This is a genomic window from Variovorax sp. CF313 (genome assembly GCF_000282635.1).
GTDB lineage: Bacteria > Pseudomonadota > Gammaproteobacteria > Burkholderiales > Burkholderiaceae_C > Variovorax.
This window is the reverse complement of sequence record NZ_AKIW01000051.1, coordinates 17,896-43,436: the sequence shown is the minus strand read 5'-3', so window position 1 is coordinate 43,436 and position 25,541 is coordinate 17,896. Positions and strand designations below refer to the sequence as shown.

At 68.2% G+C, this 25,541-nt stretch carries 24 protein-coding genes; 13 read left to right on the top strand and 11 right to left on the bottom strand.

The window, feature by feature from the left end; all coding sequences use genetic code 11:
* Window positions 1-24: 24 nt before the first annotated feature.
* Together chrA and PMI12_RS14200 are read right to left on the bottom strand one after the other, a co-directional pair.
* Entirely contained in the window at window positions 25-1,389 is a 1,365-nt protein-coding gene (gene chrA / locus PMI12_RS14205; RefSeq protein WP_007833544.1) for a chromate efflux transporter, read from the bottom strand.
* A 20-nt stretch (window positions 1,390-1,409) separates the two neighbouring features.
* The gene (locus tag PMI12_RS14200; protein WP_007833532.1) at window positions 1,410-2,168 is read right to left on the bottom strand and encodes a TSUP family transporter; all 759 of its coding nucleotides are present in this window, start codon (window positions 2,166-2,168) and stop codon (window positions 1,410-1,412) included.
* A 444-nt stretch (window positions 2,169-2,612) separates the two neighbouring features.
* Here PMI12_RS14200 and PMI12_RS14195 point away from each other — a divergent pair, with 444 nt between their 5' ends.
* Complete coding sequence (locus PMI12_RS14195; protein WP_007833531.1) at window positions 2,613-2,912, top strand: hypothetical protein; 300 nt, start codon at window positions 2,613-2,615, stop codon at window positions 2,910-2,912.
* Window positions 2,913-2,934: 22 nt separating this feature from the next.
* On the opposite strand, the gene PMI12_RS14190 is transcribed toward PMI12_RS14195, so the two are convergent.
* The 5 genes from PMI12_RS14190 to PMI12_RS14170 all read right to left on the bottom strand — a co-directional run bounded on the left by PMI12_RS14190 (window position 2,935) and on the right by PMI12_RS14170 (window position 9,089).
* Complete coding sequence (locus PMI12_RS14190; RefSeq protein ID WP_007833530.1) at window positions 2,935-4,608, bottom strand: thiamine pyrophosphate-binding protein; 1,674 nt, start codon at window positions 4,606-4,608, stop codon at window positions 2,935-2,937.
* A 157-nt stretch (window positions 4,609-4,765) separates the two neighbouring features.
* On the bottom strand, window positions 4,766-5,986 hold the full coding sequence (locus PMI12_RS14185; protein ID WP_007833529.1) for a pyridoxal phosphate-dependent aminotransferase: 1,221 nt from the start codon (window positions 5,984-5,986) through the stop codon (window positions 4,766-4,768).
* Window positions 5,983-6,879, bottom strand: a complete 897-nt coding sequence (locus PMI12_RS14180) for an amino acid ABC transporter substrate-binding protein (RefSeq protein WP_007833528.1) — start codon at window positions 6,877-6,879, stop codon at window positions 5,983-5,985. Before PMI12_RS14180 ends, PMI12_RS14185 begins: the two co-directional genes overlap by 4 nt.
* A 129-nt stretch (window positions 6,880-7,008) precedes the next feature.
* A complete protein-coding gene (gene amaB, locus PMI12_RS14175) occupies window positions 7,009-8,547 on the bottom strand; it encodes an L-piperidine-6-carboxylate dehydrogenase (RefSeq protein ID WP_007833527.1) in 1,539 nt (512 codons plus the stop codon).
* Between the two features lie 122 nt (window positions 8,548-8,669).
* Window positions 8,670-9,089: an MAPEG family protein gene (locus PMI12_RS14170; protein ID WP_007833526.1), complete on the bottom strand. Its 420-nt coding sequence runs from the start codon at window positions 9,087-9,089 to the stop codon at window positions 8,670-8,672.
* 98 nt (window positions 9,090-9,187) lie between these two features.
* Between PMI12_RS14170 and PMI12_RS14165 the strand changes: the two genes are divergently transcribed.
* Window positions 9,188-9,733, top strand: coding sequence for a hypothetical protein (locus PMI12_RS14165; protein WP_007833525.1), 546 nt, complete (start codon window positions 9,188-9,190; stop codon window positions 9,731-9,733).
* Window positions 9,730-10,041 carry a hypothetical protein gene (locus tag PMI12_RS14160; RefSeq protein ID WP_007833524.1) on the top strand — a complete coding sequence of 104 codons (312 nt, stop codon included), beginning with the start codon at window positions 9,730-9,732 and terminating at the stop codon, window positions 10,039-10,041. The genes PMI12_RS14165 and PMI12_RS14160 overlap by 4 nt, the downstream gene beginning before the upstream one ends.
* Window positions 10,042-10,043: 2 nt before the next feature.
* On the opposite strand, the gene PMI12_RS14155 is transcribed toward PMI12_RS14160, so the two are convergent.
* Window positions 10,044-10,895 (bottom strand): IclR family transcriptional regulator, encoded by an 852-nt coding sequence (locus PMI12_RS14155; RefSeq protein ID WP_007833523.1) that lies wholly within the window; start codon window positions 10,893-10,895, stop codon window positions 10,044-10,046.
* A gap of 205 nt (window positions 10,896-11,100) precedes the next feature.
* On the opposite strand from PMI12_RS14155, the gene PMI12_RS14150 reads away from it, so the two are divergent.
* The 7 genes from PMI12_RS14150 to PMI12_RS14120 all read left to right on the top strand — a co-directional run bounded on the left by PMI12_RS14150 (window position 11,101) and on the right by PMI12_RS14120 (window position 17,814).
* Complete coding sequence (locus tag PMI12_RS14150; RefSeq protein ID WP_007833514.1) at window positions 11,101-12,180, top strand: ABC transporter ATP-binding protein; 1,080 nt, start codon at window positions 11,101-11,103, stop codon at window positions 12,178-12,180.
* Window positions 12,177-13,037, top strand: coding sequence for an ABC transporter permease (locus PMI12_RS14145; protein ID WP_007833512.1), 861 nt, complete (start codon window positions 12,177-12,179; stop codon window positions 13,035-13,037). Before PMI12_RS14150 ends, PMI12_RS14145 begins: the two co-directional genes overlap by 4 nt.
* Window positions 13,034-13,828: an ABC transporter permease gene (locus PMI12_RS14140; protein WP_007833510.1), complete on the top strand. Its 795-nt coding sequence runs from the start codon at window positions 13,034-13,036 to the stop codon at window positions 13,826-13,828. Before PMI12_RS14145 ends, PMI12_RS14140 begins: the two co-directional genes overlap by 4 nt.
* Window positions 13,829-14,134, top strand: a complete 306-nt coding sequence (locus PMI12_RS14135) for a (2Fe-2S)-binding protein (protein ID WP_007833505.1) — start codon at window positions 13,829-13,831, stop codon at window positions 14,132-14,134.
* A complete protein-coding gene (locus tag PMI12_RS14130; RefSeq protein WP_007833502.1) occupies window positions 14,131-15,534 on the top strand; it encodes an NAD(P)/FAD-dependent oxidoreductase in 1,404 nt (467 codons plus the stop codon). Before PMI12_RS14135 ends, PMI12_RS14130 begins: the two co-directional genes overlap by 4 nt.
* A 61-nt stretch (window positions 15,535-15,595) precedes the next feature.
* Entirely contained in the window at window positions 15,596-16,750 is a 1,155-nt protein-coding gene (locus tag PMI12_RS14125) for an NAD(P)/FAD-dependent oxidoreductase (RefSeq protein WP_007833500.1), read from the top strand.
* A 20-nt stretch (window positions 16,751-16,770) separates the two neighbouring features.
* On the top strand, window positions 16,771-17,814 hold the full coding sequence (locus PMI12_RS14120; protein WP_007833498.1) for an ABC transporter substrate-binding protein: 1,044 nt from the start codon (window positions 16,771-16,773) through the stop codon (window positions 17,812-17,814).
* 42 nt (window positions 17,815-17,856) lie between these two features.
* Here PMI12_RS14120 and PMI12_RS14115 read toward each other — a convergent pair whose 3' ends face one another.
* The 3 genes from PMI12_RS14115 to PMI12_RS14105 all read right to left on the bottom strand — a co-directional run bounded on the left by PMI12_RS14115 (window position 17,857) and on the right by PMI12_RS14105 (window position 22,275).
* Entirely contained in the window at window positions 17,857-18,687 is an 831-nt protein-coding gene (locus tag PMI12_RS14115; protein WP_007833495.1) for an alpha/beta fold hydrolase, read from the bottom strand.
* A gap of 284 nt (window positions 18,688-18,971) precedes the next feature.
* Complete coding sequence (locus tag PMI12_RS14110) at window positions 18,972-20,600, bottom strand: GMC family oxidoreductase (RefSeq protein WP_007833494.1); 1,629 nt, start codon at window positions 20,598-20,600, stop codon at window positions 18,972-18,974.
* 166 nt (window positions 20,601-20,766) lie between these two features.
* Window positions 20,767-22,275: a CoA-acylating methylmalonate-semialdehyde dehydrogenase gene (locus PMI12_RS14105; protein ID WP_007833493.1), complete on the bottom strand. Its 1,509-nt coding sequence runs from the start codon at window positions 22,273-22,275 to the stop codon at window positions 20,767-20,769.
* A gap of 118 nt (window positions 22,276-22,393) precedes the next feature.
* Between PMI12_RS14105 and PMI12_RS14100 the strand changes: the two genes are divergently transcribed.
* From PMI12_RS14100 to PMI12_RS14090, 3 genes are all read left to right on the top strand, one after another.
* A complete protein-coding gene (locus tag PMI12_RS14100; protein ID WP_007833492.1) occupies window positions 22,394-23,341 on the top strand; it encodes a LysR family transcriptional regulator in 948 nt (315 codons plus the stop codon).
* Window positions 23,342-23,510: 169 nt separating this feature from the next.
* A complete protein-coding gene (locus PMI12_RS14095) occupies window positions 23,511-24,677 on the top strand; it encodes an MlaE family ABC transporter permease (RefSeq protein ID WP_007833477.1) in 1,167 nt (388 codons plus the stop codon).
* Between the two features lie 12 nt (window positions 24,678-24,689).
* The gene (locus tag PMI12_RS14090) at window positions 24,690-25,529 is read left to right on the top strand and encodes an ABC transporter ATP-binding protein (RefSeq protein WP_007833475.1); all 840 of its coding nucleotides are present in this window, start codon (window positions 24,690-24,692) and stop codon (window positions 25,527-25,529) included.
* The last annotated feature ends 12 nt before the right edge of the window (window positions 25,530-25,541 follow it).

The window sequence follows — 25,541 nt, the reverse complement described above, 5'->3', positions numbered from 1 at the left end:
GGTTCCGCGGTGTTCCTGGAATAGTCAGCGCTGGAGTAGCGGCAGCAGCGCCTGTTGCCAGGCCAGTCCGAGCAGGGCCGCGCCGAGCACCACCGGGATCACCCCGGCCTTGAAGCGGAACAGCGCCACGGCGGCGATCAGCCCGATCGCCGCCGATGCCGCGTCGAAGCCACCGCCCGCGCCCTTCGGCCACAGCACGTGCCAGGCGAAGAACACCGCGAGGTTGACGATCACGCCCACCACGGCCGCCGTGATGGCCGTCAGCGGCGCGGTGAGCTTCAGGTTGCCGTGCGTCGATTCGATGAACGGCCCGCCCAACAGGATGAACAGGAACGATGGCAGGAAGGTGAAGAAGCTCACCACCGTCGCCGCCACCGCGCCCGCCAGGAACAGCGACTGCCCACCGAACAACGCCTGGTTCCAGCCGCCCACGAAGCCCACGAACGACACCACCATGATCAGCGGCCCCGGCGTGGTTTCGCCCAGCGCGAGCCCGTCGATCATCTGCGTGGCGCTGAGCCAGCCGTAGTGGTCGACCGCGCCCTGGAACACGTAGGGCAGCACCGCATAGGCGCCGCCGAAGGTCAGCAGCGCGGCCTTGGTGAAGAACCAGCCCATCTGCGTGAGCGCGCCGTGCCAGCCGAACAGTGCCGCGAGGGCGCCGATGGCGACGAGCCACAGCGCGAGGAACACGCCCAGCACGCGCAAGAAGCGGCCCCAGCCGAAGCGCGCATGCGCGGGCGTCGGCGTGTCGTCGTCGATCAGTGCGGGACCGACCGAGGCGGCCGCCGCGGCGTGAGCGCCGCCCGGCGCGAAGCGCTCTGGCGCCACCCGGCTGCCAAGGTAGCCAATGGCCCCCGCCACGAGCACGATCAGCGGAAACGGCACGCGAAGCGCAAAGATCGCCACGAAGGCGGCCGCCGCGATCGCCCAGAGCCAGGCGTTCTTCAGCACCCGCGAGCCGATGCGCCATGCCGCGAACAGCACGATGGCCGTCACCGCAGGCTTTACGCCGTAGAGCAGCCCCGCCACCGCCGGCACCTGTCCATACGCCATGTAGACCCACGACAACGCGATCAGGATGAACAGCGACGGCAGCACGAACAGCCCTCCCGCCACGATGCCGCCCCAGGTGCGGTGCATGAGCCAGCCGATGTAGGTCGCAAGCTGCTGCGCCTCGGGGCCGGGCAGCACCATGCAGTAATTCAGCGCATGGAGGAATCGCTTCTCCGAGATCCAGCGGCGGCGCTCCACCAGTTCCTGGTGCATCAGCGCGATCTGCCCGGCAGGCCCGCCGAAGCTGATGAAGCCCAGCTTGAGCCAATAGCCGAAGGCCTGCCAGAAGCTGACGGGGACGGGCGGCTCGGCAGGCGCTTCGGAGGAGGACATCGGCTGACTTTCGTGTTTCGCTATTTCAGGAACGCGTCGTAGGCGGTCTTCAGGATCAGCGCGCTCACCACCACGATGAACACCACCCGCACGAAGCCCGCCCCGTGCTTCAGCGCAACCCGCGTGCCGAGCAGGCTGCCCGCCACGTTGGCCACCGCCATCACCAGCCCGTAGTGCCACCAGACATGGCCCTTGGCAGCCAGCAGGATCAGCGCCGCGGCGTTGGTCAGCGTGTTGATGATCTTGGCCGAGGCCGAGGCGTTGAGGAAGTCGTAGCCCATCCAGCGCACGAACAGGAACACCAGGAAGCTCCCCGCGCCCGGCCCGAAGAAGCCGTCGTAGAACCCGATCGTCAGGCCGATGGTGCAGGCCGCCAGCGTCTCGGCCCGGCCGGAGAAGCGCGGCGCATGCATCCGCCCCATGTCCTTGCGCGCCAGCGTGTAGAGCAGCACGCCCAGCAGGATGACCGGCAGCGCCCGGCGCAGGAAGTCGCCCGGGAATAGCGTGACGCCCCAGGCGCCCAGCATCGAGCCGGCGAAACCGAGCACCGCGGCAGGCCAAAGCGCGCCCCAGCGCATCTGCACCCGCTGGCTGAACTGGGCCGCGGCGGCTGCCGTGCCCCAAATGGACGCACTCTTGTTGGTGCCCAGCAGCGTTGCCGGCGTCGCGCCCGGGAACACGGCAAACAGCGCCGGCACCAGGATCAACCCGCCTCCGCCCACGATCGAATCGACAAAACCCGCGAGCAGCGAAGCGCCCGTCACCACCAGCATTTCCATGGCGGCGATTGTCTCACTCGTGGCGCTATCGAAAATATAGCTTCATGTGCACGCGTGGCCTTTGTGGGAGGTCAATTTGGCACTGAGGAAAAACCCTTCGGGCACGACGCGCGCGGGCATAAAAAAGGCGCCGACCAGCGGCGCCCTTCAAAGTCAAACACGGCATCTCGTACGGAGCCTTGGAAGCATTTTTATAGTTGCTCGAGATTTGTCTCCTCGGACCCTCGGCAGCACGAGCAGGGCCCGTTCGCGAGTGCGCAGACTTTAGGGGGCGCACCGCCTCAGTGCATTGGGAATTACCCGCTTTGCCGGCCCGGAAAGCCCGATTCGCAAACCAAAGTGTTTCCGATGGTTAACGGCGCGGCACAATTCATGCACGCGCGGTCAGGCCCCGATCTTGCACATCAGGAAGAACCCGGGAGTCGCCCACCCGACGGAGGAAGCATGCCATCCATGTCCGAAAGCGAACGCATCGCCCTCGCCGCGCGCCTTCATGTGGCGCTTCGGCGAAAGCACGGGCGCGTGACAGACACCGAATGGATGGCCACCAACGCCGAATACGCCGCCGAGATCGTGCGCATGACGCGCGCGCATGCCGCGGACACCAGGGACGAGGAGCTCTACCAGCTCGCGATGCGGCTCGAACAGGCGATGGAACCTTTGGCTCGGGCCAAGCGGCTGGCGGCGCGGCAGCCCGACGGCGCCCTGCCCATACCCACTCGCCACGCGGACGGACTGGGCTGACGCCTTCCTGCCGCGGCGCTGTTCAGGACGCGGCCAGCGCGGCCTTGCGGATCGACTGCAGCGTGCTGCCCGGCGTGATCGCTTCCGGATCGAGCAGGCAGTGCAGGATCGCCGGCTTGCAGCTCGCACGCGCGCGGGCCAGCGCGGGGCCGAACTCTTCGGTGCTGGTCACGCGTTCGCCGTGGCCGCCGAACACTTCGGCATAGCCGCGGAAATCGGGGTTCTTCAATTGCGTGGCGCTGATGCGGCCGGGATAGTGCTTTTCCTGGTGCATGCGGATCGTGCCGTACATGGCGTTGTCCAGCAGCACCACGATGATCGGCAGGCCGTACTGCACGGCGGTGGCGAACTCCTGGCCGTGCATCATGAAGTCGCCGTCGCCCGCGAACACGACCACCTCGCGCTGCGGCCACAGCCTCTTGGCGCCGACGCCGGCCGGCAGGCCGTAGCCCATCGAGCCGCTGGTGGGCGCGAGCTGGCTCGCGAAGGCGCGGAACGGCCAGAAGCGGTGCACCCACGTGGCGAAGTTGCCCGCGCCGTTGCAGAAGATGGTGTCGGCCGGCAGCACTTCACGCAGGTGCTGCATGACCTCGCCCATCTGCAGCGGGCCGGGAATGCGGATGGGGGCCGGGTCGCTCCAGCGCAGGAAGTCTTCGCGTGCGGTCTTTGTCTCTGCCTGCCAGGCCGGCGCTTGCGCGGGGCGCAGCGTGGACACCGCTTCGGCGAACGCCCGCGGCGTGGCGTGAATGCCCTGCGCGGGGCGGTAGAGCTTGCCGAGCTCGTTGGCATCGGCGTGCACATGCACCAGGGCCTGCTTCGGTTGCGGGATCGCCAGCAGTTCGTAGCCTTGTGACGGCACTTCCGACAGGCGCCCGCCGACCAGCAGCACGAGGTCGGCATTGCGGATGCGCTCCAGCATGCGCGGGTTGGCGCCCAGGCCCAGGTCGCCCGCATAGCAGGGGTGCTCGGCCGACATCAGCATCTGGCGGCGGAACGAGCAGTACACGGGCAGCGAGAACGCGGCCGCGAAATCAGCGAACTGCAGCGCCGCCTGCTCCGACCAGCGGCTGCCGCCGAGGATGACCACCGGGCGCTGCGCCTGCGACAACCGCTGCTGCAGCTCGGCGAGCTGCGCCGCGCCGGGATGGGTTTCGGTCACCGCGTAGGGCTGCGCGTCGGCCACCGCTGCGGCCTCGGTCAGCATGTCCTCGGGCAGCGCGATCACCACCGGCCCGGGTCGGCCGGAGGTGGCGACATGGAAGGCACGCGACACGAGCTCGGGCACACGCGCCGGATCGTCGATCTGCACCACCCACTTGGCCATGGTGCCGAACACCGCGCCGTAGTCCAGCTCCTGAAAAGCCTCGCGGCCCATGGCGTCGCGCGCGACCTGGCCCACGAACAGCAGCAGCGGCGTCGAGTCCTGGTGCGCGATGTGCACGCCGGCCGCCGCGTTGGTGGCGCCGGGGCCGCGCGTGACGAAGCAGATGCCGGGCTGGCCCGTGAGCTTGCCCTGCGCCTCGGCCATCATCGCCGCGCCGCCTTCCTGGCGGCACACGGTCACGTCGATCGATGCGTCATGCAGCGCGTCGAGCACGGCCAGAAAGCTTTCGCCGGGCACGCAGAACAGCTGCCTGACGCCGTGGGTGATGAGCTGGTCGACCAGGATCTGGCCGCCGGTGCGGGAGGAAGTCATGCTGTGTCCAATGGAATGAAGGTGTTGGGTCTTGCTCCTTCCCCCTCTGGGGGAAGGCTGGGATGGGGGCAAGCGGCGTGGGATGAGCCGACGGCAATTGACATGCCGCCTGCCCCAACCCCTGCCCTCCCCCAGCGGGGAAGGGAGAAATGCGGGGTCATTCGAGGGCTTCGCATGCAGCAGCGATGCGCTGGCATGCCTCTTCCAGCTGCGCCATCGACGTCGCATACGAGATGCGGAAATACGGCGCCAGCCCGAACACGCTGCCCGGCACCACCGCCACCTCGAACTCCTGCAGCAGGTAGCGGCAGAAGTCGCTGTCCGTCTGCAGCAGCGTGCCGCCGCGCGTGCGCTTGCCGAGCGCGCCGGCGCAGCTGGCGAAGGTATAGAACGCGCCTTCGGGCACGCGGCAATGCAGCCCCGGCGCGCGGTTCAGCGCGGCCACCACGAAGTCGCGCCGCGCCTGGAAGTCGGCGCAGCGCTCGGCCACGATCTCCTGCGGCCCGGTCAGCGCCTCGATGGCCGCGGCCTGGCTGATCGACGAAGGGCACGAGGTCGTCTGGCTCTGCACCACGGCCATCGCCGCGACCAGCGCGCGCGGCCCCGCGCCGTAGCCCACGCGCCAGCCGGTCATCGCATAGGCCTTCGATACGCCGTTGACGGTCAGCGTGCGTTCGCGCAGGCGCGGCTCCACCGCCACCGGCGTCGCGAATGCCAGTCCGTCGTAGAGGATGTGTTCGTAGATGTCGTCGGCCAGCACCCACACCTGCGGATGCCGCAGCAGCACCTCGCACAGCGGCTTCAGCTGCGCCGCGCTGTAGGCCGCGCCGCTCGGGTTCGACGGCGAATTGACGAACAGCCAGCGCGTGCGCGGCGTGATCGCCGCCTCGAGCTGCGCGGCATCGAGCCGGAAGCCATTCGCCTCGGTGCACGCCACCGGCACCGGCACACCGCCGCAGATCTGCACGATGTCGGCGTACGAGGTCCAGTACGGCGCGGGCAGGATGACTTCATCGCCCGGGTCCAGGCTGGCCATCAGCGCGTTGAAGATCACCTGCTTGGCGCCTGCGCTCACGCTGATCTCGTCGAGTGCAAAGTCGAGCGCGTTGTCGCGCTTGAACTTCAGCTGCACTGCCGCCTTCATCGCCGGGCTGCCGTCGAGCACCGTGTAGCGCGTGTCGCCGCGCCCGATGGCGCGCACCGCCGCGTCGCGCACATTCTGCGGCGTGTCGAAGTCGGGCTCGCCCGCGCCCAGCACGATCACCGGACGGCCCGCGCGCTTGAGCGCGTTGGCGTGGTCGGTGATGCGCAGGATTTCCGAGACGCCGATGGCGCGCACGCGCTGCGCCGGCGAGAAGACGACAGTGTCCGTGGTCACTTGGCGTAGGCCTCCAGTGGCTTGTCGTTGGGTTCGAGCATCAGCTGCTTGAGCGCCGTGCTCATCGGCAGGTTCAGGCTCGTGTTCTTCGGCGGGATGGCCGCCACGAACCACTTGGCGTAGATCTTCTCCAGGTCGCCGCTCTTCATCATGCGGCGCAGCGAATCGTCCACCGCGGCCTTGAAGGCCGGGTCGTCCTTGCGGAACAGCAGCGCGATCGGCTCCGAGCCCAGCGGCTCGCCCACGATGCGGTAGGCCGCGGGGTTCTTGGAGTTCGCGATGATCCCGGCCAGCAGGTTGTCGTCGAGCACGAAGGCGTCGGCGCGGCCCGACTCCATCAGCAGAAAGCTCTCGAGGTGGTCCTTGCCGAGCATCGTGTTGTACGAGACGTTCTGCGCGCGCTCGCGCTTGCGCAGCAGCTGCACGGCGGTGGTGCCGGTCGATGCCGACACGTTGCGGCCCGCGAGCTGGTCGAGGTTGGCGATGCCCGAGTCGACCTTGGTCGCCATGCGCACTTCGCTCACGTACGTGGTGAGCGCGAACGCCACCTGCTGCTGGCGTGCGGTGTTATTGGTGGTGGGGCCGCAGCCGATGTCGAGCGTGCCGTTCTGCACCAGGGGGATGGTGTTCTGCGCGGTCACGGCCATGTATTCGAGCTTCGCCTGCGGCACGATGTCCTTCAGCACGCGCTCGCACAGCTCGACGTGGTAGCCCACGTACTTCTCGCCCGCGCCCAGCATGTAGGCCATCGGCGGCGAGGCTTCGCGCACGCCGAGCACCACCTTGCCGCTGGCCTTGATCTTGTCGAGCGTGCCGCCGGCGGTTTGCGCGGCGGCGCCCAATGCGAACGCGAGCGATGCTGCGGCGGCGATGGTCTTGAATCTCGTCCTCATGTCTTCTGTCTCCTGGTGGTTATTCTTGATTCGCGGGACATCGCGGAACCAGCTTCGCCGGGCCGCAGATGCCGCCCCCCAAAGGGGGTTGGCGCAGCAACACGAAGTGCGCGAAGCCTGGGGTGAGTCTTACTCTCCGATGTCGAAGGTCACGCCCTGCGCCAGGGGCAATGCCGTCGAGTAGTTGATGGTGTTCGTCGCACGGCGCATGTACGCCTTCCAGCTGTCGGAGCCGGCTTCGCGGCCGCCGCCGGTTTCCTTCTCGCCACCGAAGGCGCCGCCGATCTCCGCGCCGCTCGGGCCGATGTTGACGTTGGCAATGCCGCAGTCCGAGCCCGAGCTCGACATGAAGCGCTCGGCCTCGCGCACGTTCAGCGTGAAGATCGACGACGACAGGCCCGCGCCCACCGCGTTGTGCCATTCGATGGCCTCATCGAGCGAGCTGTAGCGCACCACGTAGAGGATGGGCGCGAAGGTCTCGCGCAGCACCGGGCCGTCGTGCGTCTTCAGCTCGACCAGCGCGGGGCGCACGTAGTACGCGTCCTTGGTGCCGAGGCCTTCGACGCGCTGGCCGCCGTGCACCGTGGCGCCGGCCTCGCGGCTTTCGCCGAGCGCCTTCTGCATGCCGTCGAAGGCTGCGCGGTCGATCAGCGGGCCGACCAGCGTGCCGGCCTCGCGCGGATCGCCCACCTGCACGTTGCCATAAACCTTCGCAAGCTTGGGCACCAGCGCGTCGTACACGCTGTCGTGCACGAACAGGCGGCGCAGCGTGGTGCAGCGCTGGCCGGCCGTGCCCATGGCAGCGAACGCGATGCCGCGCAGCGTGAGGTCGAGGTCGGCCGAGGGCGTGACGATGGCCGCGTTGTTGCCGCCGAGTTCGAGAATCGCGCGGGCGAAGCGCGCGGCCAGCTTCGGTCCCACCTGGCGGCCCATTGCCGTCGAGCCGGTGGCCGAGAGGATCGGCACGCGATGGTCATCGACCAGCACCTCGCCGATGTCACGCTGGCCCAGCAGCAGGCCGAGCAGGCCCTCGGGCGCATCGCCGAAGCGCGCGACGGCGCGCTTCGCGATGGCATGCACGGCCAGTGCGGTCAGCGGCGTCTTCTCGGAAGGCTTCCACACCACCGAGTCGCCGCACACCAGCGCCAGCGCCGCGTTCCACGACCACACGGCCACCGGGAAGTTGAAGGCCGAGATCACGCCGCACACGCCCAGCGGATGCCAGGTTTCCATCATGCGGTGCTCGGCGCGCTCGGTGGCCAGCGTGAGGCCGTAGAGCTGGCGCGAGAGGCCGACCGCGAAGTCGCAGATATCGATCATTTCCTGCACTTCGCCCGCGCCTTCGGACGGGATCTTGCCGGCCTCCAGCGTGACGAGGCGCCCGAGGTCGCCCTTGGCGGCGCGCAGCTCTTCGCCGAGCAGGCGCACCAGCTCGCCGCGGCGCGGGGCCGGCACGCTGCGCCAGGCCTTGAAGGCTTCGTGCGCGTGGCCGATGGCAGCGGTGGCCTCGGCCGGCGTGGTCTGCGGCACCTGTGCGATGACCTCGCCGCTGACGGGCGAGCGCACCGTCAGCGCGCCCCCGGTGTGGGCCTCGGGGGGCACGCCCAGGCGCTGCAGCAGCTGCTCGACTTCGGTGGGGACGGAGGGGGAGGTGTTGGCTTCGGACATGGACGCGCTCCGGGAAGGAGGAGAAAGGAGGACCCGGCCAATATCTGCGAATCCCGCGCGCTTGCCTAGTGAAAATATGGAAGGACCTGATGCGTTTCAGGAATGAACTCGCACGTTCATGGCTAGCGCACCAACCGGGCGGCAGCCATCACCCACAGCACCACCAGCATGCCGTTGCTCGCGGCGAACAGCACCAGCCGGTGGATCACGTGGTTGTAGGTCAGGTGCACCACGCTGTGCAGCGCGCGCAGGCCGACGTACACCCAGGCCAGCCAGATCGCCGCGGGCGTGGGAAGCGCCGCCACGTAGAAGAGCAGGCACACCACATAGAACAGCACCGGCAGCTCCAACAGGTTCATGTAGTTGCGATTCGGGATACGCACGGCGTCGGGCACGGCAGCCGATTCGCCCAGCTTGAAATCGATGCCCCGGACCTCGCGGCGCCGCACGGCACGGATGCGCACGATGGGGATGAGCAGCAGCACCAGGCCAGTGAGGCCGGCGAGGGCGAATACGGGGTAGAGGATCGAGGGGTTGTTCATGAATGGGACTCCTCGCGCGGACACGAGGAAAGCTGAAATTTCCGCTCGATATGATGCCCGCGACGCCTCAGCGTCAAGAACTAAAAAAGGGAGTAACAGTGACGACAGAAGCAGTCTCGGTCGGTCGAATCCAGCATTCGGCACCGACCTTCACGCTCTATGGGCGCATCGCCGCAGCACCCATAGGCAAAGTTGGCAAGCCGCATCCAAGCTTGCACATTTCGCTCATCATTGACGACGCATACAACGGCATCACCGTCATTGACGGGCAACCCACAATGGCGGAAGCGGGCCTGCGCAACGTGCTGCGGATCAGAACCAACATGTACACAAATTCGCTGCCCCCGGGTGTCGTGGTCAAGATTCCATTGGCGGCGCCCAATGGCATGAGTCCCGAGACGTTCTCTCAGGAACTGATAAAGCGGGCCCTGAATTTTTCTAGCTACGTGTCGCCCTACAGCTTCCCTGCACGGCTGCGGGGCGACAGGATGAACCCCGGCGAATACAACAGCAGCTCGTATCTCGCCGCGCTTCTCAAAAGCGTGATGGGCTACGTTCCCGAGCTCAGAGTCGCGGGCTACCAGACGCCCGGCTGGGAAGAGCCCATGCCGCTGCACTTCTTCAAAGGTGAGGCGATCCGATGAAGCCCGGCTGGCGTCTCGGGCTGAATGTTGCCGCCTGGACCGTGGCGATCCCGATCCTGGGGATCATCGGCTCGGTGCTTGGCAAGACGATGTTCCGCTCGGGCGAAGCCGAAGTGATCATGGCCCACGCCATAGAGGTGGTGCTCGTTCTGTGGGCGGCCGTCATTTATTGGCGCTGCGTTCCTTCGACACCGAGCGTGCTGCGGCGCGCGATCTACCTTGCGCTTTTTGTGGCGACGATGCTTGTCGTGGGCTACTTCGCACTGGGCGCGGCCGTCATGGTCGTCGTCTTGCTCTTCGGCCTCTGACTTCAGGCCGGAGCCTCGGGCAGGCTGATGCGCTGCCCAGCCGGCGAGCTTGCCAGGCTCTGCGCGGGCCTCCTCAACGTCGCATCGAACGGATTGATCTTCGGCCCGATGGCCGCGGCCTCGCGCTTGAGCAGTTCGACCACCGTCGGCATGCGGTCTGCATTGAGCCGGTCGGCAATCGTGCCCACGCTCAGTGCCGCCACGGCACGCCCCTCGCGGTCGAGGATCGGCACCGCCACGCCCGCCATGCCTTCGAGCAGCCCGGTGTTGCGCCCGGCATAACCCGCCTGGCGCACGCGCTCGATCTCGGTGCGCAGATACACCTCGTCGTACACGCCGTACTCGCGCACGCGTGAAAGGTTGAAGCGGATCACCTCTTCGCGCTCTGCCTCGGGCAGGAAGGCCAGGATCGCCAGCGCGCCCTGCCCCACACCCAGCGCGATGCGCCCGCCGATGTCGCCGGTGAACGAGCGGATCGGGAACGGCCCTTCGCTGCGGTCCAAGCAGATGGCGTCGAAGCCGCTGCGCGCCAATAAAAAGATGCTGTCGCCCAGGCTCGCGCACAGGCGCAGCAGCACGGGCCGGCAGATGGAGCGCAGGTCGCCCGGGTTGCCCGCGCTCGCTGCGAGCGCGAAGAAATCGATGCTCAACCGATAGAGCTTGCTGCGCTCGTCCTGCTCGACCATGCCTTCGGCCATGAGCGACTGCAGCAAACGGTGCGTGGTGGCCTGCGTGAGGCCCACGGAACGTGCGATCTGGGTCACGCGGCCGCCCTCGCCCTGCACCGCGCCGAGCGCGCGGATCACCGAGAAGACGCGCGGCACGCCGCCGCTGGCCGCCGATGGGGTTTCCATACCTTGCTCCTGTGGAATTCAATCTATCGATTAAGGCAATCATATTCCATTGAACGGAATAAATTGAATAAAAATTCTGATTAGTGGAATACCCCAAGCGAACTGGCGCGTTCATTGCAATAGAGTGAATTGAAATCGGCAAGTGGTCCATGGCACGCACCAAGGTGTCGCACGCCCCTTTTGCCACCGACAGAAAGGCTTTCCCATGTCATTCCTCCGGCTCACCGATGTGACCAAGTTCTATGGCTCCGCCCGCGCGGTGTCGGCCATGAACCTCACGGTAGAAAAGGGCGAGTTCGTCTCGCTGCTCGGCCCTTCGGGCTGCGGCAAGACCACCACGCTGCAGATGATTGCGGGCTTCGAGGCGGTGAGCAGCGGCCGCATCGAGCTCGCGGGCAAGGACATCACGCACGCCAAGGCCAACACGCGCGGGCTGGGCATCGTGTTCCAGACCTATGCCCTGTTTCCGCACATGACGGTGGCCGACAACGTGAGCTTCGGCCTCGAGATGCGCAAGATGCCCAAGGCCGAGCGCGCCGAACGCGTGAAGCAGGCGCTGGCGCTGGTGCACCTCGAAGCGCATGCCACGCGCTATCCGCGCGAACTCTCGGGCGGCCAGCGGCAGCGCGTGGCGCTGTCGCGCGCGCTGGTGATCGAGCCGCCGGTGCTGCTGCTCGACGAGCCGCTGTCCAACCTCGACGCCAAGCTGCGCGAGGAGATGCAGTTCGAGCTGCGGCAGATCCAGCGCAAGGTCGGCACCACCACGGTGATGGTCACGCACGACCAGAGCGAGGCCATGTCGATCAGCGACCGCGTGGTGGTGATGGAAGGCGGCTGCGCCACGCAGATCGACCATCCGCAGCGCGTGTACGAACACCCGAGCACGCGCTTCATCTCCACCTTTGTCGGCAAGGCCAACCTGCTCGATTGCCGCGTGTCCGGCAGCGGCGCCGCACGCACCTGCGTCGAAGTCGGCGCGCTCTCGCTCGACGTGGACGACACGGGCTTCGGCGTCGACACGGCCGCGCTGCTGAGCGTGCGGCCCGAGAAACTGCAGCTCGTGCCGACGAGCCGGGGCCGGCTCGACGGCGAGGTGCAGGAACGCTTCTTCCTCGGCAGTCAGTGGCTCTACCGCGTGGCCACGCCCATCGGCGACCTCACGGTGCTGAGCCCCAACGATGGGCGCGATGCGCTCGAAGAAGGCGCCCGCACCGGCATCGACTGGCCGGCGCACTGCATGCGGCTGCTGCCCGCGGACGCCACCGCGAAGGCCGTGATGGCATGAGCACCTTGCAGAACAAGGCCACGCCCTGGTGGCTCTCCGGCCCCGCGCTGCTGCTGTTCAGCGCGCTGCTGCTGGTGCCGCTCGCACTCACGGCCGTGCTGTCGTTCAACGTGTACGACCCGGCCACCGGCCCGAAGTCCGGCGAGTTCACGCTGGCGCACTACGCGCTGGTGTTCTCCGACTCGTACTACCTCGGCATCTTCTGGCGCACCTTCTGGATCTCGGGCCTGGTCACGCTGATCTGCGTGCTCGTCGGCGCTCCCGAGGCCTACGTGCTGAGCCGCATGCGCAACCCGTGGCGCTCGGTGCTGCTGCTGGTGGTGCTCGCACCGCTGCTCGTGTCGGTGGTGGTGCGCGCCTTCGGCTGGAGCATGCTGCTCGGGCCCGAGGGCGCGGTGAACGCGCTGCTGCAATTGCTGGGCGTCGGGCCCGTGAAGATCCTCTACACCAACACGGCTGTGATCATCGCGCTGGTGCACGTGATGCTGCCCTTCATGGTGATCCCGGTGTGGACCTCGCTGCAAAAGCTCGACCCCGGCGTGGAGAACGCGGCGCTCTCGCTCAATGCCACGCCCTTCACCACGCTGCGGCGCATCGTGCTGCCGCAGGTGATGCCGGGCATTCTCTCGGGCAGCCTGATCGTGTTCGGCCTGGCCGCGAGTTCGTTCGCGATTCCCGGCTTGCTCGGCGGGCGCCGGCTGAAGATGGTCGCGACCATCGTCTACGACGAATACCTGAGCGAACTCAACTGGCCGCTGGGCGCGGCCGTGGCGCTGGTGCTGCTGGTGGCCAACCTCGTGGTCATGCTCAGCTACAACCGCCTGGTCGAAGGCCGCTACAAGAAGGCATTGGGATGAAAAGAAACGGCCCCATCGCCCTCGCGTTCAACGCGCTCGTCATCACCTTCATGCTGGCACCGCTGGTGGTCGTGTGCATCGTGGCGTTCACGCCCGAGAACACGCTGACCATTCCGACCACCAGCTTCTCGCTGCGCTGGTTCAAGGCGGTGTTCGCGCACCCCGACTTCATGCAGTCGTTCTGGAACAGCCTGTGGCTCGCACTGAGCTCGGCCACCATCGCCACGCTGCTCGCGGTGCCGGCCGGCATGGCGATCACGCGCTACGCGTTTCCGGGGCGCGACTTCCTCAACGGCCTGTTCCTCTCGCCGCTGATCGTGCCGCACCTGGTGCTGGGCGTGGCGCTGCTGCGGCTGTTCGCGCTGGTCGGCGGCACGGGCAGCTTCGGCTGGCTGGTGATGGCGCATGCGCTCATCGTCACGCCCTACACGCTGCGGCTGGTGGTGGCGGCGCTGGTGGGCTTCGACCGCAGCGCCGAGCAGGCCGCGCTGTCGCTGGGCGCGAGCCAGGCCACGGTGTTCCGCCGCATCACGCTGCCGATGATCCTGCCGGGTGTCACGGGCGGCTGGATGCTGTCGTTCATCAACAGTTTTGACGAAGTGACGATGTCGATCTTCGTGACCGCACCGAGCACGGTGACGCTGCCGGTGCGCATGTACATGTACGCGACCGAGTCGATCGATCCGCTGATGGCCGCGGTGTCGGCGCTGATGGTGGCCGTCACGGCCTTCGCAATGGTGCTGCTCGACCGTGTCTACGGACTCGACCGCGTGCTGGTGGGGCGCAGATAGATGACCATGACTGCACACGCCCTGCTTCACCGCGTGGCCGAGAAAAGCGGGCGCGAAGCCGTGCCCTTCACCCTCGATGGCGCGCCCGCGAGCGCGCTGGCCGGCGACACCGTGCTGACTGCCGTGCTCACGCAATGCGACCAGCTGCGGCGCAACGAATTCAGCGGCCTTCCGCGCGCGGGCTTCTGCATGATGGGCGCCTGCCAGGACTGCTGGATTGCCACGGACGAAGGCGAGCGGCTGCGCGCCTGCTCGACCTTCATCGCGCCGGGCATGGCGCTGGTCACCGGAAAGAACGGCGCATGACGAAGGCAGACGCAATCCGCCCCGTGATCGTCGGCGCCGGCCCGGCCGGTGTGCGCGCCACGCAGACACTGGTGGCGCATGGCCTGCGGCCCGTGGTGATCGACGAGGCGCCGCGCGCCGGCGGGCAGATCTACCGCCGCCCGCCAGCCGGCCTCGCGCAGCGCACGGCGCGAACGCTCTATGGTTTCGAGTCGAAGCGCGCCGATGCCGTGCACGCGGCCTTCGACGCGCTGCAGGGCCGCATCGAGCATCTGGGCGACAGCCTGGTGTGGAACGCCCAGGACCATCGGCTCGACGTGATGCACAACCCCACGCGCAGCAACCGCCGCGTGCCCTACAGCCACCTGATCGCGGCGACGGGCGCCACCGACCGCGTGCTGCCGGTGCCGGGCTGGACGCTGCCCGGCGTCTACACGCTGGGCGGCGCGCAAGTGGCGCTCAAGTTCCAGGGCTGCGCCATCGGGCAGCGCGTGGTGTTCATGGGCACGGGGCCATTGCTGTACCTCGTGGCTTATCAATATGCGAAGGCCGGCGTGAAGGTGGCCGCGGTGCTCGACACCGCGCGCCTTGCCGACCAGCTCGCGGCCACACCTGCGATGCTGACCCAGCCCGCGGTGTTCGCGAAGGGCGTGTACTACGTCGGCTGGCTGCGCGCGCACGGCGTGGCCTTGCACAGCGGCGTGCGTCCGTTGCGCGTGCTCGGCGACGAACAGCAAAGCCGCGTGACCGGCGTGGCCTGGCAGGACGGTGCCGAAGAACGCACGCTGGCCTGCGACGCCGTCGGCTTCGGCTACGCGCTGCGCTCCGAAACACAGCTGGCCGACCTGCTGGGCTGCCGCTTCGACTACGTGCCGCTGCACCGCGCGCACCTGCCGGTGCGCGATGCGGCTGGGCGCTCCAGCGTCGAGGGCGTGTACCTCGCGGGCGACGGCGCCGGCATCATGGGCGCGGACGCGGCCGAGTGGGCGGGCGAACGAGCGGCGCTGGCGCTGCTGGCGGACAACGGCGTGGCGGTCGATACGGCACGCGCAGCCGAACTCGAACGCAGGCTGCACAAGCTCGCTGGCTTCCGCCAGGGCCTCGAACGCGCCTTCCCGGTACCGCAGGACTGGGCCGCGCATGCGCCCGACGAGCTCGTGATCTGCCGCTGCGAAAACGTCACGGCGGGCACCTTGCGCCAGACCGTCGCCACGGCCGGTGCCGACGAGCTGAACCGGCTCAAGGCCCTGTCGCGCGTCGGCATGGGCCGCTGCCAGGGCCGCATGTGCGGCGTGGCCGCAGCCGAGATCCTCGCACATGCGACGCAGCAGCCGCTGCAGCAGGTCGGCCGCCTGCGCGGGCAGGCGCCGATCAAGCCGATCCCGATCCGGCTCGTGCCCGCCGAGGGGGCCGACGCATGAGCGCCGCGCCGGGCCGCCCCAAGCAAGCGCGCACCGCAGCGCGAAGCGCGGAGGCTATTGAATGAGCTCGATCAAGAAGTTGCAAACCGACGTCGCCATCATCGGTGGCGGCATCGTCGGCTCCTCCGCCGCGCTGGCCTTGCGCCGCATGGGCGCCAGCGTGGTGCTTCTCGAGCGCGACCTCTGCGGCTCGCGCTCCAGCGGCGTGAACTTCGGCGGCGTGCGCCGGCAGGGCCGCTCCCTGAGCCAGTTGCCGCTGACGCAGCGCGCGCACCGCATCTGGGGCCGGTTGCCCGAGCTGCTGGGCACCGACGGCGAATACGTCCGCTCGGGCCATTTCAAGATCGCGCGCAGCGAAGCCGACATGGCCTCGCTGGAGCGCTATCGCGCGATGAGCAGCGACTTCGACCTGGGCCTCGAACTGATCTCCGCCACGCGCCTGCGACAGCAATGCCCCTGGCTCGGCACCCGCGCCGTGGGCGGCTCGCTGTGCGCGGAAGACGGGCAGGCCAATCCGCGTCTCGTGTCGCCGGCCTTCGCGCTGGCGGCGCAGCGCGCGGGTGCGCTGGTCTTCGAGCGGCACAAGGTCGACGAGGTCGCGCACGACGGCGCCACGTTCATGGTGCGCAGCGGCAACGCGCTCGAAGTGCAGGCGCCCCTGCTGCTCAACTGCGCGGGCGCATGGGCCGGCGCCATCGCGGCGCAGTTCGGCGAGAAGCCGCCGATGTTCTCGCGCAGCCCCATGATGGCAGTGACCGAGCCGGTGCCGCACTTCATGCAATGGAGCCTCGGCGTGGAAGGCGGCGGCATCTACTGCCGGCAGGTGGCTCGCGGCAACCTCGTGATGGGCGGCGGCACGGGCATCACGCTCGATGCCGAACGCGCTCGCGCCGAAAGCGACGCCATCGCCGTGCTCGCGCGGCAGGCCGTCGAGCTGCTGCCCGCGCTGCGCCACGCGCACATCATTCGCACCTGGGGCGGCACCGAAGGCTACCTGCCCGACCGCGAACCAGTGCTCGGACCGAGCCGCACCACACCGGGGCTGTTCCACGGCTTCGGCTTCGCGGGTGCGGGCTTCCAGATCGGCCCGGCCGCCGGCGAAGTGCTGGCCGAGCTAGCGCGCGACGGCCGCAGCGACACGCCCATCGACGCCTTCGCCATCGAGCGCTTCGACGAAGAACCCGTTTCCCCATCCCTCGCCGCTTCCCCCACCTGAACTGATTGGAGAGCATCACCATGTCCCGCACCGCCAAGTCCCCCCTCCTCCTCGCCGCGCTGCTCGCAGCCGCGGGCATCGCCAGCGCGCAGACCAAGACCATCTACATCGGCATGAACGGCGGCACCATGGAGAAGGCGTACACGCAGTACGTGTTCCCCGCCTTCGAGAAGGCCTACGGCGCGAAGGTGGTGGTGGTGCCCGGCACCTCCTCCGACATCCTCGCGAAGGCGCAGGCCAACAAGGACAAGCCGCAGATGCACGTGATGTTCCTGGACGACGGCATCATGGTGCGCGCCATCGGCATGGGCCTGTGCCAGAAGCAGAAGCCCAGCCAGTCCCTCAGCGAGATCTACCCGGCCGCGCGCTTCAAGGACGACATGGCCAGCGGCGTGAGCCTGGGCATGACCGGCCTCGCCTACAACGCCAAGATGTTCAAGGAAAAGGGCTGGGCGCCGCCCACCTCGTGGATGGACCTGGCCGACCCGAAGTACAAGGGCAAGGTGGTGTTCCAGTCGATGTCGTCCTCGTCCTTCGGGCTGCACGGCTTCCTGATGTTCAACCGCATCCAGGGCGGCAACGACAAGAACGTGGAGCCCGGCTTCAAGGCCTGGCCCACCACCATCGGGCCGAACGTGCTGGAGTACATCCCCAGCTCGGCCAAGCTCTCGGAGATGGTGCAGACCGGTGAAGCGGCGATCTTCCCGCTCACGCCCACGGCCGTGGCCGCGCTCAAGACCAAGGGCATTCCGGTCGAGTACGCACCGCCCAAGGAAGGCGCCGTGGTGCTCATGGTCGGCCAGTGCGTGATCGCCAACAACAGCGAGCCCGAGCTGTCGCAGAAGCTCGCCGAGTTTTTGCTGAGCCCCGTGGCTCAGGCCAACGTGCTGCAGTACGGCGCGCAGATTCCGACCAACCCCAAGGCCCCGGCCGTGGGCGAAGGCGCGGCGCAGGTGGCGGACATCAACAAGTGGATGAAGACCGCCGTCACCATCGACTGGGAAAGCATCAACGCGAACCGGCCGGCGTGGAACGCGCGCTGGAACAAGACCATCGAGCGTTGATGCGACACGCCGCGGTGTTCGCACACCGCGGCGCGCCCGGCCTCAGCTCTTCACGAACGCCAGCAGGTCGGGGTTGATCACGTCCGCATGCGTGGACAGCATGCCGTGGGGGTAGCCCTCGTAGCTCTTCAGCGTGCCGCGCTTGAGCAGCTTGGCCGCGAGCGGCCCCGAATTCGCATAGGGCACGACCTGATCGTCGGTGCCGTGCATCACGAGCACCGGCACGTCGATCTTCTTCAGGTCTTCGGTGAAGTCGGTCTCGGAGAAGGCCTTGATGCACTCGTAGTGCGCATTGGCCGCGCCCATCATGCCCTGCAGCCACCAGCGGTCGATGAGGCCCTGCGAGACCTTCGCGCCCGGCCGGTTGAAGCCGTAGAACGGGCCGGTGGGTATGTCGATGAAAAACTGCGTGCGGTTGGCCGTGAGCGCGGCCCTGAAGCCGTCGAACACCTCCATCGGCAGGCCGCCGGGGTTGGCCGCTGTCTTGAGCATGATGGGCGGCACGGCGCCCACCAGCACGGCCTTGGCCACGCGGCCCGGTTTGGCGCGCGCCACGTAGCGCGCCACCTCGCCGCCGCCCGTCGAATGGCCGATGTGCACGGCGTCCTTCAGGTCCAGCGCGTCGGTCAGCGCCGCCACGTCCGATGCGTAGGTGTCCATCTCGTGCCCGCCCGCGGTCTGCGAGGAGCGGCCGTGGCCGCGGCGGTCGTGCGCGATCACGCGGTAGCCCTTGCCGATGAAGAACAGCATTTGCGTGTCCCAGTCGTCGGCGCTCAGGGGCCAGCCGTGATGAAAGACGATGGGCTGCGCGTTGCGCGGCCCCCAGTCCTTGTAGAAGATGTTCGTGCCGTCCTTGGTGGTGACAAAGCTCATGGTGGGGGATCCTTTCGTGTGGTCAGCGCGCTTTTGCGCGGCAGCCGCGCTCGAAGTACCGAGGGCGGATACGGTCGCGATGCCGGCCGCGCCGGCCAGAATACGCCGCCGCGAGGCACCTGTCGCGGGGGTCGTCTTGATGTCGGACATGCTTCTTTCCAGGGCAGGGTTGTTGGGCAGCGAAAGCGGAATTGCCTCGCCGGACAACGCACTGTCGGCTAAACGGCGCGGCAAATCTTGAACAAAATGCCTGCGCCTTTCACGTTGTCACCCTGCGCGCGACCTCAGCGGTTGTCTTCGACGATCCAGCCTGCTGCCTTCTCGGCCATCATCAATGTCGGGCTGTTGGTGTTGCCGCTGGTGATGGTCGGCATCGCGCCGGCATCGACCACGCGCAGGCCCTGCACGCCGCGCACGCGCAATCGCGAATCGAGCACGGCCATCGGGTCGCCCTCGGCGCCCATCTTCGTGGTGCCGACCGGATGGAAGATGGTGGTGGCGATGTCGCCGGCCAGCCGCGCGAGATCTTCGTCGCTCTGGTACTGCACGCCGGGCTTCCATTCCTGCGGGTTGTACTTGGCCAGTGCGGGCTGCTCGGCGATGCGGCGCGTCACGCGCAGCGAGTCGGCTGCCACCTTGCGGTCTTCGTCGGTGCTCAGGTAGTTGGGCGCGATGGCCGGTGCGTCCTCGAAGCGCTTGCTCTTGATGCGCACCGAGCCCCGGCTCGTGGGGTTGAGGTTGCACACGCTCGCGGTGAAGGCCGGAAAGCTGTGCAGCGGATCGCCGAAGGCATCGAGCGACAGCGGCTGCACGTGGTACTGCAGGTTGGGCCATTCGTGCTCGGGCGAGCTGCGCGTGAAGGCGCCCAGCTGCGAGGGCGCCATGCTCATCGGGCCGCTGCGCTTGAGCAGGTATTCGAGGCCGATCTTTGCCTTGCCGACCATCGACGAGGCCATCACGTTGAGCGTGGGCGCGCCGGCGATCTTGTAGACCGCGCGGATCTGCAGGTGATCCTGCAGATTGGCGCCGACGCCAGGGGCATCGAGCACCACGTCGATGCCGTGCTGGCGCAGCAGCTCGGCCGGGCCGACGCCCGAGAGCTGCAGGATCTGCGGCGAGCCAATGGAGCCTGCGCTCAACACAACCTCGCGCGACGCGGTCGCGGTGGTCATCTCGCTGCCGTTCCACACTTCCGCGCCCGTGCAGCGACGCGTGCCGTCGGGCAGCGTCTCGAACAGCAGGCGCGAGACCTGCGCGCCGGTCCAGAGTTCGAAGTTGGGCCGGCCGTAGCAGGTCGGGCGCAGGAAGGCCTTGGCGGTGTTCCAGCGCCAGCCGTTCTTCTGGTTGACCTGGAAGTAGCCCACGCCCTCGTTGCTGCCGCGATTGAAATCGGTGGAGTGCGGCACGCCGGCCTGCACCGCAGCTTCGGCAAAGGCGTCGAGGATGTCCCAGCGCAGGCGCTGCTTCTCCACCCGCCATTCGCCGCCCGCGCCGTGCATCTCGTCGGCGCCGAGGTAGAAGTCCTCGTGCTTCCTGAAGGCCGGCAGCACGTTTTGCCAGCGCCAGCCGTCGTCGCCGGTGAGGTCGGCCCAATGCTCGTAGTCACGCGACTGGCCGCGCATGTAGATCATGCCGTTGATGCTGGAGCAGCCGCCCAGCGTCTTGCCGCGCGGGTAGCGCAGCACGCGGCCGTTGAGGCCGGCGTCGGGCTCGGTGCTGTAGAGCCAGTCGGTGCGCGGGTTGCCGATGCAGTAGAGGTAGCCGACCGGAATGTGGATCCAGTGGTAGTCGTCCTTGCGGCCGGCCTCGATGAGCAGCACGCGCTTGCTCTTGTCGGCACTGAGCCGGTTCGCCATGAGCGAGCCGGCAGTGCCGGCGCCGATGATGATGTAGTCGAAGGTGGTGTCGCTCAATTGGTTGTCTCCTTCTGCTCGTTCTTATTTGCCCACGGCGCCCCACCGCGCCGTTGCCATTTGCCAGTACCAGTGCTCCCGCGGAACCGGCTCCGCCGGGCCGCCGGGAGCGCCCCCTTGAGGGGGGATGCGAGCGACACGAAGTGCGCGAGAGTCGGGGGTGAGCCTATTTTGCCGTCGGCATCACGAACTCGGCGCCCTTGCCGATGCTCTCGGGCCAGCGCTGCATGATCGACTTCTGCTTGGTGTAGAAGCGCACGCCCTCTTCGCCATAGGCGTGCATGTCGCCGAACAGCGAGCGCTTCCAGCCGCCGAAGCCGTGCCAGGCCATCGGCACCGGGATCGGCACGTTGATGCCCACCATGCCCACCTGGATGCGGCGGCCGAACTCGCGCGCCACGTTGCCGTCGCGGGTGAAACAGCTCACACCGTTGCCGAACTCGTGCGCGTTGATCAGGTCGACCGCGTCCTTGAAGTTGGCCACGCGCACGCAGCCGAGCACCGGGCCGAAGATCTCTTCCTTGTAGATGCGCATCTCGGGGGTGACGTGGTCGAACAGCGTGCCGCCCATCCAGAAGCCATCGCCGCAGCCTGCGCCTGCCTTGTTGCCGTCGAACTCGCGGCCGTCGACCAGCAGCTTCGCGCCTTCCTTCTGGCCCAGATCGATGTAGCCGGTGATGCGCTCATGCGCGGCGCGCGTGACGATCGGGCCCATCTCGGCCGCGAGGTTCTCGCCATCGAGCACCTTCAGCGTCTTCGTGCGCTCGATCAGCTTGGGCAGCAGCTTGTCCGCCACGTCGCCCACCAGCACCGCCACCGAGATGGCCATGCAGCGCTCGCCGGCCGAGCCGTAGCCCGCGCCGATCAGCGCGTCCACCGCCTGGTCGATGTCGGCGTCGGGCATGACCACCATGTGGTTCTTCGCGCCGCCCAGGGCCTGCACGCGCTTGCCGTGGCGGGCGCCGGTCTCGTAGATGTAGTTGGCAATCGGCGTGGAGCCCACGAAGCTGATGGCCTTGACGTCGGGGTGCTCGAGCAGCGCATCCACCGCCGCCTTGTCGCCCTGCACGACGTTGAACACGCCGTCGGGCAGGCCGGCTTCCTTCAGCAGCTCGGCCATGCGCAGCGATGCGCTCGGGTCGGTCGGGCTGGGCTTGAGCACGAAGGTGTTGCCGGCGGCAATCGCCACCGGGAACATCCACATCGGCACCATCACCGGGAAGTTGAAGGGCGTGATGCCGGCGACCACGCCCAGCGGCTGGCGCAGCGTCCAGTTGTCGATGCCGGTGCTCACCTGGTCGGTGAAGTCGCCCTTGAGCAGCTGCGGAATGCCGCAGGCGAACTCGACGATGTCGATGCCGCGCGAGACCTCGCCCTGCGCGTCGGTGAAGACCTTGCCGTGCTCGGCGGTGATGAGGTGGGCCAGCTCGTCCTTGTGCTCGTTGAGCAGTTGCAGGAACTTGAACATGACGCGCGCGCGGCGGATCGGCGGCGTGTCGGCCCAGGCCGGGAAGGCGGCCTGCGCGGCGGCCACGGCAGCCGAGACCTGCGCGGCGTCGGCCAGGCCGACCTTGCCGGTCACGGCGCCGGTGGCGGGGTTGGTCACGTCCTGGGTACGGCCGGAGGTGTTGGCGGCGGGCTTGCCGCCGATGAAATGATCGATGGAGGTGGGCATGGAGAAGGCTTTCGCTGACGCAGAAGAATGAGGGGGTGCGGCCAGTTTAGGCAGCACCTCGGCGCGCGCCTAGACGCGAAGCTTGAACTTATTGTTCATCCTGCTGAACAATGGATACATGAAACCCCAAAATATCGAAGCGCTCTGGACGCACCTGCACTGGCTCACGGTGCTGGCGCAGCAGGGCAGCTTCACGGCGGCGGCGCTGCGCCTGGGCGTGAGCAAGGCGGCCATGAGCCAGCGCATCGCCGAGCTGGAGCGCGCGGCCGGTGCGCCATTGGTGCAGCGCACCACGCGCAGCGTGCGGCTCACCGAGGCCGGCCAGCGGCTGGTGGAGGACATGCGCGGCCCCTTCGAGCAGATCGCCCACAGCTTCGCCGGCGTGCGCGACCTCGCGGGCGTGCCGCGCGGGCTGGTGCGGGTGACGGCGCCAGTGGCTTTCGCGCGCCAGCAACTGGTGCCCCGGCTGGCTGACTTCCTGCGCGCGCAGCCCGAGGTGCGCATCGAGCTCGACCTGTCGGACCGGCTCAGCTCGCTCGCGATGGAAGGCTTCGATCTGGCCATCCGCCACACGGCCGCGCCGCCGGACACGCACGTGGCCTGGACGCTGTGCGAGACCCGCTCGGTGCTGGTGGCCAGTCGCGCCTACCTGCGCCGCCGCGGCACGCCGCGCGAGCCGCAGGCGCTGGCCGGCCACGACTGCCTGCACTACCCGCGCGCGCAGGAAACGCCGACCTGGCATTTCGAGGCCCGCGCGCCGCAGAAGGGCAAGGCCGCGGCGCCGCGCATCACGGTGCCGGTCTCGGGCCCGCTGGTGGCCAACAACAGCGAGGCGCTGCGCGACGCCGCCCTCGGCGGCCTGGGCATCGCGCTGGTGCCGGACTTCAGCGCCCAATCGGCGCTGCAGTCGGGCAAGCTGCAGCAGGTGCTGCCGCAATGGCGCTCGGTGGGCGCGTTCGGCGAGCGGCTGTATGCCATCCGGCCCTATGCCACGCACGTGCCGCAGGCAGTGACGGCCTTCGTGGCGTGGCTGCGCGAGGCGCTGGCGGCGGGCTTCGCGGCATGAGCGGGCCACGGCCGGGCCGGAGGCCGGCGCGAATCGTGAAAAAGGAAACCGAAAAACGGCGTCGCGCCCTACGCAAACGAGGGGTCTGCGACACATGGCGCACGGATGCACCCGGTTACGATGCGCGCATCCAGCCCTGCACCTGTTAACTTTCCCTCTCATCCGCCCTATGTCCCCTGCCACATCGCCTGCCGACGCTCCCGCCGCCGACGGCGCGCGGCCCCGCGTCGGGCGGCGGGAGCAGGACGGCCGCCAATGGACGGTGGCCAGCGGCTGCTGGACCACGCTGGCAATGTCGTCCAAGCCGGCCTGGCAGGCACTGGCGAAAGACCTGGCAGCCGCCCCGACCGCGGACGACCGCGCCTGGGACCTGCGCCCCATCGAACAGCTCGACCACATCGGCGCGCAGCTGCTGTGGGAGCACTGGCACCACCAATGGCCCGCGACGCTCGAGATGTCGCCGCAGCACAAGGCGGTGCTCGACCAGGTGGCGCAGTACACCGTGCCGACGCCGGCCGAACCCGGGCCTTCGCTGAACGACCGCGTCCGCGCGTTCACGCACCTCGGGCCGCGCGCGATGTTCGTCATGCGCGACCTGACGGAACTCATTGGCCAGCTCGCGCTCGACATCGGCAAGCTGATCCGCGCGCCGCACCGCGGGCCGTGGCGCGATTTCTCGGGGCACCTCTACCAGTTCGGCGCCACGGCGCTGCACATCACGGCGCTGGTCGGGCTGCTGATCGGCGTGGTGCTGGCCTACCTGATCTCGCAGCAGCTGCGCCAATATGGCGCAGAGACTTTCGTGGTGAACATCCTCGGGCTGTCGCTGGTGCGCGAGCTCGGGCCGGTGCTGGCGGCCGTGCTGATCGCCGGGCGCTCGGGTTCGGCCATCACGGCGCAGATCGGCGTGATGCGCGTGACGGAAGAGCTCGACGCGATGCGCGTGATGGGCATTCCGCACGGCTTTCGCCTCGTGATGCCGCGCGTGCTGGCGCTGGCCATCGCCATGCCGCTGATCAGCCTGTGGACCTCGATGGCCGCGCTGGCAGGCGGCATGCTGGCGGCCGACGCGGCGCTGGACATCTCGCCGGCCTACTTTCTCTCGGCGTTGCCGCGCGCGGTGCCGATCTCGAACCTCTGGCTGGCCACGGCCAAGTCGGCGGTGTTCGGCATCCTGATCGCGCTGATCGGCTGCTACTTCGGCATGAAGGTCAAGCCCAACACCGAAAGCCTCGGGCGCGGCACGACCTCGTCGGTCGTGACGTCGATCACCGCGGTGATCCTGGTCGATGCATTGTTCGCCGTGCTCTTCAAAGGCATCGGCTTCCGTGCATGAGGGCGTGAAACCATGAGCATGCCCGTGCGCCCCGACACCGACACCACCGTGGTGGACATCCGTGGCCTGTGGACGGCGTTCCAGAGCGCCGATGGCGAACAGGTGGTGCACCGCGACCTGCAGCTGCACATCGACCGCGGCGAGGTGCTCTCGCTGGTCGGCGGCTCGGGCACGGGCAAGACGGTGCTGCTGCGCCAGATCCTCGGGCTCGAAAAACCCACGCGCGGCCATGTCGAGGTGCTGGGCCAGGAGCCCGGCGAGCTCAGCGCCTCGGGCGCGGCCAACGTGGGCATGCTGTTCCAGCACGGCGCGCTGTTCTCGGCCTTCAGCGTGCTGGAGAACATCGCCTTTCCGCTGCGCGAGCTGAAGCTGCTGCCCGACGAGCTGATCCGCCACGCGGCGCTGGTGAAGCTGCAGATGGTGGGCCTGGGTCCGCAGCATGCGAACAAGAGCCCGGCGGACCTGTCGGGCGGCATGATCAAGCGCGTGGCGCTGGCGCGCGCGCTCATCATGGACCCGCCGCTGCTGCTGCTCGACGAGCCCACGGCCGGCCTCGACCCCGAGGCCTCCGACAGCTTCTGCGACCTGCTGCGCGGCCTGCACCGCGAGCTGGGCCTCACGGTGGTGATGGTCACGCACGATCTGGACACGCTGTTCGACCTGAGCACCCGCATCGCGGTGCTGGCCGACCAGAAGGTGATCGTCACCGGCACGGCGCGCGAGGTCATCGCGTATCCGCACCCCTTCATCCACGAATACTTTCTCGGCGGGCGCGGCCAGCGCGCCCTGGAGGCGCTGCACGACAAGCCCGCCGATGCACCATCGCAGCCCGCCAGCGCGGGCGAACGCTGAAAGGCAGACACA

What these genes read in the sequence shown, in the direction of transcription:
- PMI12_RS14150 (WP_007833514.1), top strand. Translation starts at nt 11,101, where the DNA reads ATGTCATTCCTCCGGCTCACCGATGTGACCAAGTTCTATGGCTCCGCC.
- PMI12_RS14120 (WP_007833498.1), top strand. Translation starts at nt 16,771, where the DNA reads ATGTCCCGCACCGCCAAGTCCCCCCTCCTCCTCGCCGCGCTGCTCGCA.
- PMI12_RS14130 (WP_007833502.1), top strand. Translation starts at nt 14,131, where the DNA reads ATGACGAAGGCAGACGCAATCCGCCCCGTGATCGTCGGCGCCGGCCCG.
- PMI12_RS14090 (WP_007833475.1), top strand. Translation starts at nt 24,690, where the DNA reads ATGAGCATGCCCGTGCGCCCCGACACCGACACCACCGTGGTGGACATC.
- PMI12_RS14095 (WP_007833477.1), top strand. Translation starts at nt 23,511, where the DNA reads ATGTCCCCTGCCACATCGCCTGCCGACGCTCCCGCCGCCGACGGCGCG.
- chrA (WP_007833544.1), bottom strand. Translation starts at nt 1,389, where the DNA reads ATGTCCTCCTCCGAAGCGCCTGCCGAGCCGCCCGTCCCCGTCAGCTTC.
- PMI12_RS14135 (WP_007833505.1), top strand. Translation starts at nt 13,829, where the DNA reads ATGACCATGACTGCACACGCCCTGCTTCACCGCGTGGCCGAGAAAAGC.
- PMI12_RS14155 (WP_007833523.1), bottom strand. Translation starts at nt 10,895, where the DNA reads ATGGAAACCCCATCGGCGGCCAGCGGCGGCGTGCCGCGCGTCTTCTCG.
- PMI12_RS14105 (WP_007833493.1), bottom strand. Translation starts at nt 22,275, where the DNA reads ATGCCCACCTCCATCGATCATTTCATCGGCGGCAAGCCCGCCGCCAAC.
- PMI12_RS14200 (WP_007833532.1), bottom strand. Translation starts at nt 2,168, where the DNA reads ATGGAAATGCTGGTGGTGACGGGCGCTTCGCTGCTCGCGGGTTTTGTC.
- PMI12_RS14170 (WP_007833526.1), bottom strand. Translation starts at nt 9,089, where the DNA reads ATGAACAACCCCTCGATCCTCTACCCCGTATTCGCCCTCGCCGGCCTC.
- PMI12_RS14190 (WP_007833530.1), bottom strand. Translation starts at nt 4,608, where the DNA reads ATGACTTCCTCCCGCACCGGCGGCCAGATCCTGGTCGACCAGCTCATC.
- PMI12_RS14160 (WP_007833524.1), top strand. Translation starts at nt 9,730, where the DNA reads ATGAAGCCCGGCTGGCGTCTCGGGCTGAATGTTGCCGCCTGGACCGTG.
- PMI12_RS14125 (WP_007833500.1), top strand. Translation starts at nt 15,596, where the DNA reads ATGAGCTCGATCAAGAAGTTGCAAACCGACGTCGCCATCATCGGTGGC.
- PMI12_RS14140 (WP_007833510.1), top strand. Translation starts at nt 13,034, where the DNA reads ATGAAAAGAAACGGCCCCATCGCCCTCGCGTTCAACGCGCTCGTCATC.
- amaB (WP_007833527.1), bottom strand. Translation starts at nt 8,547, where the DNA reads ATGTCCGAAGCCAACACCTCCCCCTCCGTCCCCACCGAAGTCGAGCAG.
- PMI12_RS14195 (WP_007833531.1), top strand. Translation starts at nt 2,613, where the DNA reads ATGCCATCCATGTCCGAAAGCGAACGCATCGCCCTCGCCGCGCGCCTT.
- PMI12_RS14180 (WP_007833528.1), bottom strand. Translation starts at nt 6,879, where the DNA reads ATGAGGACGAGATTCAAGACCATCGCCGCCGCAGCATCGCTCGCGTTC.
- PMI12_RS14115 (WP_007833495.1), bottom strand. Translation starts at nt 18,687, where the DNA reads ATGAGCTTTGTCACCACCAAGGACGGCACGAACATCTTCTACAAGGAC.
- PMI12_RS14145 (WP_007833512.1), top strand. Translation starts at nt 12,177, where the DNA reads ATGAGCACCTTGCAGAACAAGGCCACGCCCTGGTGGCTCTCCGGCCCC.
- PMI12_RS14100 (WP_007833492.1), top strand. Translation starts at nt 22,394, where the DNA reads ATGAAACCCCAAAATATCGAAGCGCTCTGGACGCACCTGCACTGGCTC.